This is a genomic window from Sphingobacteriaceae bacterium GW460-11-11-14-LB5, assembly GCA_002151545.1.
Classification (GTDB): domain Bacteria; phylum Bacteroidota; class Bacteroidia; order Sphingobacteriales; family Sphingobacteriaceae; genus Pedobacter.
Genome location: CP021237.1, coordinates 90,873 through 104,479 on the forward strand (window position 1 = coordinate 90,873; position 13,607 = coordinate 104,479).

15 protein-coding genes are annotated in these 13,607 nt (G+C 42.6%); 12 read left to right on the forward strand and 3 right to left on the reverse strand.

From position 1 onward, the window contains the following. The first annotated feature begins 7 nt into the window (after positions 1-7). A complete protein-coding gene (locus CA265_00410) occupies positions 8-1,528 on the forward strand; it encodes a hypothetical protein (protein ARS38231.1) in 1,521 nt (506 codons plus the stop codon). A 29-nt stretch (positions 1,529-1,557) separates the two neighbouring features. On the opposite strand, the gene CA265_00415 is transcribed toward CA265_00410, so the two are convergent. The 3 genes from CA265_00415 to CA265_00425 all read right to left on the reverse strand — a co-directional run bounded on the left by CA265_00415 (position 1,558) and on the right by CA265_00425 (position 3,458). Further along, positions 1,558-2,049 (reverse strand): cupin, encoded by a 492-nt coding sequence (locus tag CA265_00415; protein ARS38232.1) that lies wholly within the window; start codon positions 2,047-2,049, stop codon positions 1,558-1,560. Between the two features lie 86 nt (positions 2,050-2,135). Beyond that, a complete protein-coding gene (locus tag CA265_00420; GenBank protein ID ARS38233.1) occupies positions 2,136-2,387 on the reverse strand; it encodes an FUSC family protein in 252 nt (83 codons plus the stop codon). Between the two features lie 168 nt (positions 2,388-2,555). Then, positions 2,556-3,458: an AraC family transcriptional regulator gene (locus tag CA265_00425; protein ID ARS38234.1), complete on the reverse strand. Its 903-nt coding sequence runs from the start codon at positions 3,456-3,458 to the stop codon at positions 2,556-2,558. 149 nt (positions 3,459-3,607) lie between these two features. Here CA265_00425 and CA265_00430 point away from each other — a divergent pair, with 149 nt between their 5' ends. From CA265_00430 to CA265_00480, 11 genes are all read left to right on the forward strand, one after another. Next, entirely contained in the window at positions 3,608-4,459 is an 852-nt protein-coding gene (locus tag CA265_00430; protein ARS38235.1) for a 2,5-diketo-D-gluconic acid reductase, read from the forward strand. 13 nt (positions 4,460-4,472) lie between these two features. Next, entirely contained in the window at positions 4,473-5,456 is a 984-nt protein-coding gene (locus CA265_00435; protein ARS42835.1) for an aldo/keto reductase, read from the forward strand. Positions 5,457-5,502: 46 nt separating this feature from the next. Next, positions 5,503-5,964 carry a DUF4440 domain-containing protein gene (locus CA265_00440; protein ARS42836.1) on the forward strand — a complete coding sequence of 154 codons (462 nt, stop codon included), beginning with the start codon at positions 5,503-5,505 and terminating at the stop codon, positions 5,962-5,964. A 14-nt stretch (positions 5,965-5,978) separates the two neighbouring features. Continuing rightward, the gene (locus tag CA265_00445) at positions 5,979-7,049 is read left to right on the forward strand and encodes an alpha/beta hydrolase (GenBank protein ARS38236.1); all 1,071 of its coding nucleotides are present in this window, start codon (positions 5,979-5,981) and stop codon (positions 7,047-7,049) included. An 80-nt stretch (positions 7,050-7,129) separates the two neighbouring features. Next, a complete protein-coding gene (locus CA265_00450) occupies positions 7,130-7,759 on the forward strand; it encodes a flavodoxin (GenBank protein ARS38237.1) in 630 nt (209 codons plus the stop codon). Positions 7,760-7,788: 29 nt separating this feature from the next. Continuing rightward, on the forward strand, positions 7,789-8,523 hold the full coding sequence (locus CA265_00455) for a carboxymuconolactone decarboxylase (GenBank protein ARS38238.1): 735 nt from the start codon (positions 7,789-7,791) through the stop codon (positions 8,521-8,523). A 20-nt stretch (positions 8,524-8,543) separates the two neighbouring features. After that, positions 8,544-9,605, forward strand: a complete 1,062-nt coding sequence (locus CA265_00460) for an alpha/beta hydrolase (protein ARS38239.1) — start codon at positions 8,544-8,546, stop codon at positions 9,603-9,605. A 2-nt stretch (positions 9,606-9,607) separates the two neighbouring features. Then, the gene (locus tag CA265_00465) at positions 9,608-10,084 is read left to right on the forward strand and encodes a cupin (GenBank protein ID ARS38240.1); all 477 of its coding nucleotides are present in this window, start codon (positions 9,608-9,610) and stop codon (positions 10,082-10,084) included. Between the two features lie 143 nt (positions 10,085-10,227). Beyond that, the gene (locus tag CA265_00470) at positions 10,228-10,815 is read left to right on the forward strand and encodes a hypothetical protein (protein ID ARS42837.1); all 588 of its coding nucleotides are present in this window, start codon (positions 10,228-10,230) and stop codon (positions 10,813-10,815) included. Positions 10,816-10,844: 29 nt separating this feature from the next. Continuing rightward, positions 10,845-13,106 carry an isoquinoline 1-oxidoreductase gene (locus tag CA265_00475; GenBank protein ID ARS38241.1) on the forward strand — a complete coding sequence of 754 codons (2,262 nt, stop codon included), beginning with the start codon at positions 10,845-10,847 and terminating at the stop codon, positions 13,104-13,106. A 30-nt stretch (positions 13,107-13,136) separates the two neighbouring features. Next, positions 13,137-13,598 (forward strand): (2Fe-2S)-binding protein, encoded by a 462-nt coding sequence (locus CA265_00480; protein ID ARS38242.1) that lies wholly within the window; start codon positions 13,137-13,139, stop codon positions 13,596-13,598. Positions 13,599-13,607 lie beyond the last annotated feature (9 nt).

A 13,607-nucleotide genomic window follows, 5' to 3' on the forward strand; every position in this document is an offset into this window, starting at 1 on the left:
AATCAAAATGAAACGTATCTTATATTTCTTACTGTTATTTACCTGTGTCCAGGTGCATGCACAAAGCAGCGGCCCTCTTCAAATGGAGGATGAAAAAATGAGTAGCTACCTTGCCAACCGCAAGCCGGCAACATTAAGCATTCAGGTCAAAAACCTTCCTGATAGTATCAAAAAGGTGAACATCGAATTAACGCTGGTACAGATGGGCGTTGGTTTTCAGGTTAGCAAATTTGTAGAAACAGATGCCGCCGGCCTGGCAAAAGTTGTGCTCGATCAGAATTTACCTTATCAGCAAATCTGGTTAACTGTTGGTCCCTATCTCTACGCGGGCATTTATGTTAACTCAGGACTAACCGTAGTGCTCGATGCAAAGAAACTAGAGAAGCGGGCATTTATGATTGCCGACGGAGTGGAATACCTGGGCGATGACGGAAAGCTGAACACCGTAATGAATAAAAATGTCCTTTTTAAACGTAAAGAGAAATCAGATCTGGATAAAAGCCTCAACAATTTTAGAAAGCTGAAAGAACTACATAGCGAAGAATTCTTTCTAACGAAAATTGATTCTATAAAAAATGCGCTACTCCAGATTGATGAAGAATTTATTGCCGATCATTCCGATTATGCCTGGGCAATCAAAAACGAAACCCTATCCGGTTTTTACGGAAATATATGCGTAGCCTATCGGAACAATCTGATGCCAGTTAAACTTTTTAATGAGGTTAGCAATCACAAACCTTATTTTGTAAGTAATGATGGCTCCACTTTTTACCGATATCTGCAAAGCTATTCTACGAGTGAAAAACTGACAAAGGGAAAAGGGCTGCCGGGTGCGCTTGCCTTAATAGACAGTTTGTATAGCCCACAGAAATCGGATATATTGAAGTTGTTTCTTCTAGATGATTATAAAGACCTGTTTTCCACCGTTTATCCAAACATCATCAATAGTATAACAACGCCTTGGTGCAAAAGCGTATCAACAAACGAACTGGCCAAAGCTAATCTTAATCAAAAAAAGGTAGAAAACTTATTTGCCACATCAAAACAACCAGAAGATGCAAACATTGGCAAACCTTTAGTGAAATTACCTTTTGAGGCTGACCTTTATGAAGTAGATGAAAAAATAAAAGCGGAAGATTTACTGATTAATCTAAAATCAAAATTCCCCAAAAAGGCACTGATCATCGATATCTGGGCTACCTGGTGTGGACCTTGTTTAGCAGATCTGCCTTCGAGCAAAAGCCTACATGAGAAAAATAAGGATTTGCCAGTAGTCTACATTTATTTGTGTACTACTAGCGGTTCTAATACGGAATTGTGGAAAAAGAACATTGTCAAAATGGAGATTCCTGGTACCCATGTTTTCATCAATGAAAAAGTCTTGGCGCAGTTAAGAACGATCCTGAATGCAGAAGGCGGATTTCCAACTTATGTAGCTGTCGACATGAATGGTAAAGCCAATTCAAAAGTGATTAGCCACATGGGAGCTTTGAATAGAGAAAGCCTCAAAAAAGTAGCAGGGCTTTAAGCGATATATTAAGCACTGTAACGAACTTATTATCCCAGAAAATCCTTCGGATAGGTTTGCTGGTTGTATTTCAAATCCATCTCTTTTAATAATTGTTTTCGCTCTTCTGTTAATTCAGGAATGGGTAGCGTTTGTCCGGGAAGGACAGGCGCACCTATTTCCTGAAATAGATTTTCCAGTCCGGCGGGTACTACCGTGCAAAGCAGTCGTGCAGGTTTTTCAGAGATATTCTTAAAGCAATGAATGGCTCCGCCAAGGGGGATATTGACAAAGCCGTCTTTTGAAACGATTTCTTTGCCGCTTTCCGTTTTAAATTCAACTTCTCCCTCCAATACATGGAACATTTCCTGTGTATCCGGATGCGCATGCGGCGGTGGGCCGCCACCCGGAGGAACCGTCATTTCAATAACGGCATAGTTGCCACTGGTTTGCTCACCAGAAATGATGATCCTGTAATTACCTCCGGCTATGCCTAAATATTCGCCTTCATTTTTATTAATGATCCTGATATTAGATTCCATCTTTCTTAGATTTTTCGATGTATATTTTTACGCTTCAATCCATTTGCCAGGGTCAGCCATCAATTTCTGATCATCAGCCACCTTCCTTATTTCAAGCCTCTTTCTTTTAAAAGATTTTCTAATTCCTGGTTGTCATATTTCGAATTATTGACCAGTTTATAGATGAAAAATAAAGGGATGAGTGTCAAAAAACCTAAACTGTTTTTCATCACGCTGTAAAATACCACACCAGCCAGAAAACCAATTAATACGGCGTTGGTTATGGCTGCTGATTTCTTCTTTTTTGCTTCCTGCAACAATTCCTCATCTGTTAATTCCGTTAATTCTTTTTGTATCATTTTTCCTGTTTTTTGAGCGTAATCGTCTTGTCGGTCACGTTCAAATATACGCGATAGACTCAATTACTGAAAACTGTGAATTAGGTTTAATCAAAAAAAGCCCATCTATCGTGGAGCTTTTAATCAGAAGTTTTTCAAGAATGAATTTATTAACGATTTGGTTAAAATTTATGCTGTCTGGTTGCTCCGGTACTCGTTAGGGGTACTGCCAACCCTTTTTTTGAATAGCCTGATAAAATGCTGTGGATATTTGAACCCAAGCTCATAAGCAATTTCGTTTACCGTTTTACTGCTGTCGAATATTTTATTTTTGGCCACATCAATAATCTTAGCCTGAATAAACTCCTGTGCTGATTTACCGGTTTCTTTTTTAATCAGGTCTCCAAAATAATTAGCCGAAAAATGAAGTTCTTCAGCGCAATAAGCAACAGAAGGGAGACCAATTGAATAAGGTTTTTCTGATTTAAAATAGCCATTTAGTAACTCCTCAAAATTTTCCAGCACACCTTTGTTAACCGTATCGCGGGTAATAAACTGGCGGTCGTAAAAACGGTCACAGTAATTGAGTAACAGTTCGATATTGGAGGCAATTAGCTTTTTACTGTGTTTATCGATAGATTGCTGAAGTTCGTTGTCAATTTTAGCGAACAGATCCAATACCAGTTGCCGCTCTTTAGCCGATAGGTGCAGGGCCTCGCTGGTGTGGTAGCTAAAGAAATTATACTCACTTAAGGTTTTTCCAAGAGAAGTACCGCGGATCAGGTCGGGATGAAATACCAATCCATGCCCTATGGGCTGGTAATAATCTATTTTATTTTCCACATCGATGGTTTGTCCCGGCGAGATGAAAACCAAAGTTCCAGCCTGGTAATCGTAATAATGACGGCCATATTTCAGATCGCCACATTTCACATCTTTTAGAAAAATACAGTACAGCTCAAAATTCATTTTTGAACCTGTTCTTTCTTTTGCTTTTGAAAAATCGATTACACTAACCAATGGATGATGTGTTTCGTGGTTATTGAAATCATTATACGCACTGATTGTATTAAAATTAAATTCCTTTTCCATCGCCTTTTGTCTTTGCTCATACAAACTTAATCAATTCGCCGGGCTTATCACCGCGCGCAATCAGCGATCAGTAATATTGGTAGTAAAAGCAGGAATCTGTATACCAATACACTTACTTATTGAGCAGATATTTGTAATACAATCAGGATATGGAAACAGTTAAATTAAATAATGGCATTGAGATGCCGCTTTTGGGCTTCGGTGTATTTCAGGTAACAGACCTGGCAGAATGCGAACGAAGCGTATTGGATGCAATTGATACCGGATACCGTTTAATCGATACTGCTGCATCTTATATGAATGAGGAAGCAGTTGGCCAGGCGATTAAAAACAGCCATGTACCGAGAGAGGCGCTATTCGTGACCACCAAACTCTGGATACAATCAAACGGTTATACAAATACAAAAAAAGCTTTTGAAGCCTCGTTAAAAAAGCTAAAATTAGATTACCTGGATTTATACCTGATCCATCAGCCTTATGGAGATGTGTATGGCGAGTGGCGTGCGATGGAAGAGCTGTACAAGGAAGGAAAGGTAAGGGCCATTGGCGTGAGTAATTTTCATCCCGACCGTTTAGCTGATCTGATCATTCACAATGAAATTACCCCAGCGGTTAACCAGATCGAAACACATCCCTTTCATCAGCAGCTCGATACCCAGCGTTTCTTAAATGAGAATAAAGTACAGATCGAGTCGTGGGGGCCTTTTGCAGAAGGGAAACACAATATTTTTAATGATGAGCTGCTGCTTGCCATTGCCAGTCAGTACAACAAATCTGTTGCTCAGGTAATTCTCCGCTGGCTTATCCAGCGCGGTGTAGTGGCTATCCCAAAATCGGTGCGGAAAGAACGTATGGCCGAGAATTTAAATGTTTTTGATTTTAAACTGAGCGATGATGATATGAACTCGATTAAGAGCATGGATACCAAATCCAGCAGTTTTTTCGATCACCGCGACCCGGCAATGGTGAAATGGCTTGGAGAAAGAAAGCTGGGACATTAATAAAATGATAAATATGAACAGTAGAATATTAGGGAAAAGTGGATTGGAAGTATCTACATTGGGCTTAGGCTGTATGGGCTTAAGCTTTGGTTATGGTCCGGCTGCCGATCAAAACCAAGCGATAGAACTAATTCGTTCGGCATTTGAACAAGGAGTTACGTTTTTTGATACAGCTGAAGTTTATGGGCCATATACCAATGAAGAACTGCTTGGCGAAGCGCTGGCACCCTTTCGCAATGAAGTTGTTATTGCAACCAAATTTGGTTTTAAAAATGCCAGAACCAGTGAAGGACTTGATAGCCGTCCGGAAAATATCAGGGCAGTAGCAGAAGCTTCGCTGAAGAGGCTGCGTACCGATCGTATAGATTTGTTCTATCAGCACCGTGTTGATCCTGCAGTACCAATAGAGGATGTGGCAGGTACAGTAAAAGACCTGATTGCAGAAGGTAAGGTAAAACACTTCGGACTTTCGGAGGCTGGCGTAGTTTCTATACGAAAAGCACATGCCGTACAACCCGTAACTGCACTGCAAAGCGAGTATTCGCTGTGGTGGCGCGAACCGGAAAAGGAAATATTACCTGTATTAGCAGAACTTGGAATTGGCTTTGTCCCTTTTAGTCCGATTGGTAAAGGTTTTCTAACAGGTAAAATCGATCAAAATACAAGCTTCGATAAGACCGATTTCCGCAATACTGTGCCACGTTTTTCTGAGGAAAACCGGAAAGCAAACCAGGTGTTGGTAAACCTGTTGGGCAGCATTGCAACCAAACAGCATGCCACGCCTGCACAAATTGCGCTCGCCTGGCTGCTTGCTCAAAAGCCCTGGATTGTTCCTATTCCGGGTACAACCAAATTGTATCGTCTGGAAGAAAACCTTGGTGCCGCTCAGATTCAGTTATCCGCAACAGAACTCACCGAAATCGAAACTGCGGTAGCTAAAATTGAAGTGCAGGGTCACCGCTACCCTGAGCAGAGCCAGAAAATGGTTGGCAGGTAAATAAATCAAATTAATCAACAATCTTATAAACCCCTAAAACATGATCATGAGAACATCAATTATCGGATTATTTTTCTTCATCTTTTGTGTGTCATTATGCAAAGCACAAACAGATAACACGCCTACAAAAGCCCAGCAGGAGATCATTACACTTTCTAAAAGCAAGTGGGATTGGATGGCAGACAAAAATGTAGATGCGCTAAGCGCATTATTTGATGAAAAAGCTGTCTTCGTGCACATGGGCGGAAGCTGGGGAAAAGAAAGGGAAATTGCGGTGATTAAAAGCGGCGGCATCCATTATAAAAAAGCAGATATCCATGCGGTTTCCGTAAATATTATTGGGAATACGGCCATACTGTTAAATAACATTACTTTGCTGGCAGTGGTTGGTGGAAACGAAGTTACCAATCCTTTTATTGTCACCGAGGTTTATATAAAAGAGGGTGGAAAATGGAAAATGGGCTCGCTTTCTTTTACCAAAGTGAATAGCCCTGGCCCACAACGTTAAAACAAAGCCATACGATGAAAAAGTTATGTTTATCAGTTGTCGCGCTGTTGATGGGATCAACTTTATTTGCCCGACAAAGTCAAAAGCCACTAATGATTGCAGATCAGGGCAGTTTTCTGGTTGGCGGTACCAAAAGCATACAACCTGGGGTATTCGACATTAAGGATGCATTGAAACCTCAGGGGCAGACTTTTCATGGCGACCATGCTTATGCTTTTTATCAGGTGCCGGTAAAAGCACGTAAATACCCATTGGTTTTTCTGCATGGAGCCGGACAATCGAAAAAAACATGGGAAAGCACTCCAGATGGAAGGGCGGGTTTTCAGAATATTTTTCTAAAACGCAGGTTTAGTGTTTACCTGCTCGATCAGCCCAGACGTGGCGATGCAGGAAAGAGTAATGTTGCCGCAACATTAACACCAACTCCCGACGAACAGTTCTGGTTCAGTCAGTTTCGCATAGGTAATTATCCCGATTATTTTCCAAATGTGCAGTTTCCGAAAGATTCTGCTTCACTCGAACAGTTTTACAGGCAAATGACCCCGAATACAGGCGCTTTTGATGCCGTTGTGGTCAGAGATGCGGTATCGCAGTTATTCGACAAAATTGGAAAAGGTATCCTGGTAACACATTCACAAGGAGGTGGGCCTGGTTGGTTAACTGCCATTAAAAATGATAAAGTTAAAGCTATAGTAGCGTACGAACCGTATAGTGGTTTCGTGTTTCCGCAGGGAGAATTGCCAGCACCCATCAAATCTGCAGGTCTTTTTGGCGAGTTAAAAGGCGTTGAAATACCGCTCGAAGACTTTAACCGCTTGACGAAAATCCCCATTGTGGTGTACTACGGCGATAACATTGCAGCCCAGCCTACCACCGTATGGAACAAAGACCATTGGCGTTCAGGGCTCGAAATGGCGAAGATCTGGGTTGCAACCATTAATAAACATGGAGGCAACGCAACGGTAATCCATCTTCCCGAGATCGGAATAAAGGGAAATACGCATTTTCCTTTTGCTGATCTAAACAATGTGGAGGTGGCTGATGTATTGTCCAAATGGTTAAAAGATAAAGGATTGGATCAGTAATATTGGTTGTAATCTCTGTAATTCATCTACTCCAAAAGGCTTTAATCCTGTGAACTTTGTATCTACAGGAGATCAAGTAGATGAAAACGAAAATTACACTAAGTATCCTAATAAGTACAGCAATCTGTTTATTGTCTGGCTGTTCAAAAGCACAGTCTTCCGTTGCTGACCAGGGGGAAATGTTGAAGGACAAGAAAGTTTTGATCGTTTATTTGTCCCGGACCAAAAATACCAAGGCAATCGCAGATATGATACACCTAAAGGTCGGTGGAACATTAGTGGCGCTGGAATTGCAAAAGCCATATCCTGAAGATTATAAAACAATCGTTGATCAGGTATCCAGGGAAAATGAAACAGGGTTTTTACCACCACTGAAAACGGTTATTGATAGCATCGAAAAATACGATGTAGTTTTTGTAGGTTTTCCTACCTGGGGGATGCAACTTCCTCCGCCAATGAAAAGTTTTTTGAAACAATATAACCTGAAAGGAAAAATACTGGTGCCTTTTAATACCAATGCAGGTTATGGTACGGGTAGCAGTTTTGAAACTGTAAAAGAACTGGCGCCTTCCAGCAAAATATTAGCCGGTTTCTCTACGCAGGGAGGTAAAGAACGCGACGGAATTTATTTTATAATGAAAGGTGAAAAAGAAAAACAGGCGCAGGCCGAAGTTGTAAAGTGGTTGCAGGAGATTAAGCTCCTCAAGTAGGAATTAACCGGTTACTGAAAAAATAATCTATGAAATTATTCAATATAAACTTATTAACGCTCGTACTGGGTGTCACCCTTAGTTTACCTGCAAATCTGATGGCTCAATCAAGCAATGCGAAAAGTACTTTAAGTGCAAAACAGCAAAACCTCATTGCCATTGCAGGCCTCACCGCAAAAGGAGATCTGCCAGCACTGAAAGTAAAACTGAACGCTGGCCTCGATGCGGCTTTAACTATAAACGAAACAAAAGAAACCATGGTGCACCTCTATGCTTATTGTGGTTTCCCAAGAAGTATCCGGGGGCTTCAAACGCTAATGGCTGTTCTGGAAGAAAGAAAAGCTAAAGGCATCGCTGATCAGCGCGGAGCAGAACCTTCTCCTGTAAACGACAATAGGACTAAATATGAGCGTGGTAAGGAAATTTTGGGAAAGCTAACCGGAGCTTCACAGGATGGGCCACGAACAGGGTATGCGGCATTCGCTTCTGAAATTGAAGTTTTCCTCAAGGAACACCTCTTTGCCGATATTTTTGAGCGGGATGTATTGACTTATGCTGAAAGGGAATTGGTAACCGTAGCTGTACTGAGCAGCATTGGTGGGGCAGAGCCGATGTTAAATTCGCATTTGAGTATCTGTTTAAATGTAGGCCTATCGCCCGGCCAATTACAGCAGTTCGTTGGTGTTATCGCGCAGTCAATCGGGAAAAAAGAAGCTGATGCGGCACAAGTCGTTTTAAATGAAGTGCTGAAAAGCAAGAAGTAAAATTTAGAATAGTCATCAAAATGCAGAAAATAACCTCAATAATAGCCTTAGCCATCACAATGGCGGGCTTAGATAATGCAGAAGCACAAAGTAATACAAGAGCAGCTGCTCAAAACCCTTATACGCTGGTTTATGAGGGAGCCATTAGCAAGAATGAAGTTGGAAAAGTAAACATTCATCCCGTTACCTATAAACTAGATGGGATTGATATTGCTGCCAATATTTATACACCTGCCGGGTATGATTCATCAAAGAAATATCCTGCTGTAGTGGTGGCCCACCCCAATGGAGGGGTTAAAGAGCAAACAGCCGGATTGTACGCGCAACGTTTGGCCGAAGAAGGTTACATTACCATTGTTGCCGATGCGGCCTATCAGGGTGCCAGTGGCGGACAGCCGCGCCATGTAGATAAACCTACAAACCGCATCGAAGATATTCATGGTATGGCCGATTTTATTAGTCATTATGCAGGGGTAGATGTAAATCGACTGGGTGTTTTAGGTATTTGTGGTGGTGGCGGTTATACTTTAAAGGCCGCTCAATCCGACAAACGTTTTAAAGCTGTTGCAACCTTAAGCATGTTTAACTCTGGCGAGGTAAGGCGCAATGGCTTTATGAACACACAGCTAGCAACCATACAGGAACGTTTAAAGCAGGCTACCAATGCACGCGCGCAGGAAGCTGCAGGTGGAGATGTGATTTATGCAAGCCTGGCCAATCCAACAGATGAGGAAATTGCCAAAATCCCAACTGATTTATACCGTGAAGGATATGTATATTATTACAGAACACATGCACATCCCAACTCGACCTTTAAATATACCATGAGTAGCCTGCTCGACCTGATGACTTTTGATGCCAGCAGCAACATGGACTTAATCGATCAGCCTTTATTAATGATTGCTGGTAGCAAAGCCGATACTTATTATATGACAGCAGAAGCCTTTAAAAAAGCAACCAACGCCAAAAAGAAAGAACTATTTCTAATTGATGGCGCCACTCATATCCAAACCTATTGGAAACCGGAGTATGTATCGCAGGCGGTGAAGAAATTAACAGGTTTTTATCAAGCGAACTTATAATCATGAAAGATAATCTTAAATATTTCCTTCCCGCTATGCTGGCTTTGTTTACCGCCTGTGTAAGCAATCAAAAGGCAACAACAAAAACGGATTTGGTTTTTCCTAAAGGTGAAAAAGTTACGAACAATAATTTTACCGGAACCGTTTATCTGCACCCCATGGTTGAAGGCGACAGCATAAATCCGAACAGTATTGGTAATGTTACATTTGAACCTGGCGCCAGAAGCAAATGGCACCTGCATCCGGCTGGACAAATTTTATTAGCCACTGGCGGTGTAGGCTATTACCAGGAAAAAGGCCAGCCAAAGGTTACACTCCGCAAGGGCGATGTAATAAAATGTCCACCAAATGTGGCGCATTGGCATGGGGCAAGTGCCGACAGTGCTTTTGTTCAGGTTGCCATTACAGGACGCGAAAAAGGACCAACCGTTTGGCTGGAGGTGGTGAGCGATAGCGTTTACCTCGCTAAGGGAAAGTAATGAAGAGTTAAAGCTGAATGAGTGCCAAGTACATTGCTACAAATTTTAACTATATTTAGATATAACAACTAACAGCACAAAAGATGAATACCCAGCATATTAACAAAGGGAAACAGCGGGGAGCCCTTAGGGCCTTCCTGGTTATGGGAATCTTATCATCGTTGGTATGTATAATGGCTTCAGGTTTAGGACAGGGCAATAAACGCGCTGTGCCAAACCCATTGCAGGTGGTAAAGAAAGACAGTATTGCATCAGTTAAGGCTTTCGAAAAAGTATATGCTGTATTGATGAGTCCACGCTGCATGAACTGCCATCCCGCAGGCAACGTTCCGCTTCAGGGAGATGACAGTCACCTGCATGCCATGTTACCCAAAAGAGGAAGCGATGGTAAAGGCGTTTATGCGATGAAATGCACAAACTGCCACCAGCCTACTAACACACCTGGGCTTCATACCCCTCCGGGCAATCCCAACTGGCATTTACCACCCGCAAATATGAAAATGGTTTTCCAGGGGAGATCGCCACGGCAATTGGCTAAACAGCTTACCGACCTGAAACAGAATGGAAATAAAGATATCAAAAAACTGATCGAGCATGCCGATGACGGTCTTGTGCTAGCTGGCTGGAATCCTGGCGAAGGGCGAAAATTACCACCATTAAGCCATGCCGAATTTAAAAAGGCCTGGATTACCTGGTTGATCACAGGCGCTTATGCACCTCCGGAAAAATAATCAAATGTTCATTTATCAATACACCCAACATGGAAAAGATTAAGACTGACAACAGCAGACGCGCCTTTCTTAAAACCTCTGCACTTGTGGGCGGAGGACTGATGATCCATTTTAGCGGGCTGGCCAAATTAGCTATGCCTACCAACAATGGAGAAATAGAAGCAGCTGTGCAGTGGAGTGAAATAAACGGTTATGTGAAGATCACGCCAGATAATTTAGTCAAAATCATCTGCCCAAATCCAGAGTTCGGACAGAATGTAATGACCTCCCTTCCAATGATCGTAGCGGAAGAGCTGGAGGTAGAATGGAATAAAGTAGTGGTAGAAATGGGACCGCACGATAATGTGAAATTGGGTCCGCAATTTACCGGCGGAAGTAATTCGATGCGGATGTACTGGCGCCCCCTGCGCGAAGCCGGAGCAACAGCCCGCAATATGTTAATGCAGGCTGCGGAGCAGGAATGGGGTGTGCCTATAACAGAAATAACAACCAGGGCCGGAGTGCTTTATCACGAAAAAAGCGGTAAAAAAGGTAAATATGGCGACTTTGCTTCAAAGGCAGCCACTATTCCTGTCCCAAAAGGCGTTAAATTAAAGGAAGTAAAGAATTTTAATGTTGTCAGAAATTCGCAGAAAAATGTAGAAGGTAGTAAGATTGTTAGTGGTAAGCCACTTTTTGGCCTTGATTACCAACATGAGGGAATGTTGATTGCGATGATCCAGCATCCACCTGCTTTTGGTATGAAACTTAAATCTTTCGATGCCTCGCAGGCCTTAAAAATGCCCGGTATTAAAGATGTTTTCAGTTTAAAGCTATACGAAGATGGATTTGAACAGGGCGGATTCGATGTGCGCACTTTTAATGATTTGTTGGTGGTAGTAGGTAAAACGACCTGGGAGGTGATGAATGCCCGGAAAAAACTCCTCGTAGAGTGGATGCCTGCCGGTGATACCAAAGATACTATGGCAGGCAGGAACGGGGGCAGGCAAGTGATTGTCCCTGGAACAATCGAAAATACAACCGACCAATATGCAAAGATGTTGGAGAATGCAGCTAAACCTGCCCAGCAGTTAAGAAAAGACGGTGACCCAGAAACTGCTTTTAAAAATGCAGCACAGGTGATCGAGCGTACTTATACTGCGCCGTTTTTGGCCCATAACTGCATGGAACCCATGAATTTCTTTGCACATGTTACCGATGAAAAAGCATTGCTCGTGGGACCTTTGCAGGCTCCAGGATGGACAGAGCCTACACTCTCGAAAGTTTTAAAACTTCCTGCCGATAAGATCGAAATCCAGATGACCCGCATGGGTGGCGGTTTTGGCCGAAGGGCCTATGGGCACTACCTGGTAGAAGCAGCACTAATTTCCAGAAAAACAAAAGCACCTATAAAGCTGATCTACAGTCGCGAAGACGATACTACCTATGGCATTTATCGTCCAATGTATACCGCTACCTATAGGGCTGCCTTAGATTCGAATAAAAACCTAACGGCCTTTCATGTTAAAGGGGGCGGTATTCCCGAACATGCCATCCACGCGAATAGGTTTCCGGCCGGGGCGGTAGATCATTATCTTGCCGAGGGCTGGCAAATTCCTTCTAATATTACAATAGGGGCATTCAGGGCACCGAGATCTAACTTTAATGCGGCAGCTGAACAATCTTTCCTTGATGAACTGGCCGAAGCCATGGGCAAAGATCCGATTGATTTTCGTTTGGAACTGTTAAAAAGAGCTAAAGAAAATCCGGTCGGTAAAAACAATGAGTACGATGCAGATCGTTATGCTGGTGTGCTGAAACTGATTAAAGAAAAATCGGGATGGAATGGTGCCGACCATAAAAATTACAACCGCGGGGTTGCCGCATATTTCTGTCATAATTCTTATGCGGCGCATGTGGTAGATATGATCGTGAAAGACGGAGAACCTTATGTAGAAAGGGTATTCAGTGCTATCGATTGTGGTATTGTAATCAATCCTGATGCCGCTACCAACATGGTTCAGGGCGCAGTTGTTGATGGTATTGGAAACAGTTTGTATGGCGGTTTGACACATAAAAATGGTGTGGTAGAAGAAAACAACTTCCATAAATACCGGATCATCCGGATGCACGAAGCACCAAAAAAAATAGCAGTCTTTTTTGTGCAGAACGACATTGACCCAACAGGATTAGGTGAACCGCCTTTCCCGCCTGTATTTGGTGCCGTGGCAAATGCTTTACATAAAGCCACCGGAAAGCGTTTTTATCAGCAGCCTTTTGCGATGCCGCAAACAAATGCAGGTAGTGTTTAATCCATTTCTATTATCATTAATGTTTTTAATATGATCACGCTAAATATCAATAAGAAAAACTATAAGGTTGATGCAGACCCCAATACACCTTTGTTATGGGTGCTCCGCGATATCATTGGTTTAGTGGGAACCAAATATGGCTGCGGGGTGGCACAATGCGGCGCCTGTACGGTACATCTCGATGGTGAAGCTGTGCGTTCGTGCGTAACCAAAATAAGCAGGGCCCAGGGTAAAAAAGTGGTAACCATAGAGGGCTTGTCCGAATCGAATAACCATCCCCTGCAAAAAGCATGGCTCGAACTGGACGTATCGCAATGCGGTTATTGCCAGGCCGGACAAATTATGTCGGCTGCGGTGCTGCTCAAAGAAAATAAAAACCCTACTGATGAGGATATTAATGATGCCATGGCCGGTAATATTTGTCGCTGTGGCACCTATTTGCGCATTAGGGAAGCCATTCAGCTGGCAGCTAAAGAACAGCAAAAAGTATAAATGCCCTGT

What these genes read in the sequence shown, in the direction of transcription:
- CA265_00410 (ARS38231.1), top strand. Translation starts at nt 8, where the DNA reads ATGAAACGTATCTTATATTTCTTACTGTTATTTACCTGTGTCCAGGTG.
- CA265_00415 (ARS38232.1), bottom strand. Translation starts at nt 2,049, where the DNA reads ATGGAATCTAATATCAGGATCATTAATAAAAATGAAGGCGAATATTTA.
- CA265_00420 (ARS38233.1), bottom strand. Translation starts at nt 2,387, where the DNA reads ATGATACAAAAAGAATTAACGGAATTAACAGATGAGGAATTGTTGCAG.
- CA265_00425 (ARS38234.1), bottom strand. Translation starts at nt 3,458, where the DNA reads ATGGAAAAGGAATTTAATTTTAATACAATCAGTGCGTATAATGATTTC.
- CA265_00430 (ARS38235.1), top strand. Translation starts at nt 3,608, where the DNA reads ATGGAAACAGTTAAATTAAATAATGGCATTGAGATGCCGCTTTTGGGC.
- CA265_00435 (ARS42835.1), top strand. Translation starts at nt 4,473, where the DNA reads ATGAACAGTAGAATATTAGGGAAAAGTGGATTGGAAGTATCTACATTG.
- CA265_00440 (ARS42836.1), top strand. Translation starts at nt 5,503, where the DNA reads ATGAGAACATCAATTATCGGATTATTTTTCTTCATCTTTTGTGTGTCA.
- CA265_00445 (ARS38236.1), top strand. Translation starts at nt 5,979, where the DNA reads ATGAAAAAGTTATGTTTATCAGTTGTCGCGCTGTTGATGGGATCAACT.
- CA265_00450 (ARS38237.1), top strand. Translation starts at nt 7,130, where the DNA reads ATGAAAACGAAAATTACACTAAGTATCCTAATAAGTACAGCAATCTGT.
- CA265_00455 (ARS38238.1), top strand. Translation starts at nt 7,789, where the DNA reads ATGAAATTATTCAATATAAACTTATTAACGCTCGTACTGGGTGTCACC.
- CA265_00460 (ARS38239.1), top strand. Translation starts at nt 8,544, where the DNA reads ATGCAGAAAATAACCTCAATAATAGCCTTAGCCATCACAATGGCGGGC.
- CA265_00465 (ARS38240.1), top strand. Translation starts at nt 9,608, where the DNA reads ATGAAAGATAATCTTAAATATTTCCTTCCCGCTATGCTGGCTTTGTTT.
- CA265_00470 (ARS42837.1), top strand. Translation starts at nt 10,228, where the DNA reads ATGGGAATCTTATCATCGTTGGTATGTATAATGGCTTCAGGTTTAGGA.
- CA265_00475 (ARS38241.1), top strand. Translation starts at nt 10,845, where the DNA reads ATGGAAAAGATTAAGACTGACAACAGCAGACGCGCCTTTCTTAAAACC.
- CA265_00480 (ARS38242.1), top strand. Translation starts at nt 13,137, where the DNA reads ATGATCACGCTAAATATCAATAAGAAAAACTATAAGGTTGATGCAGAC.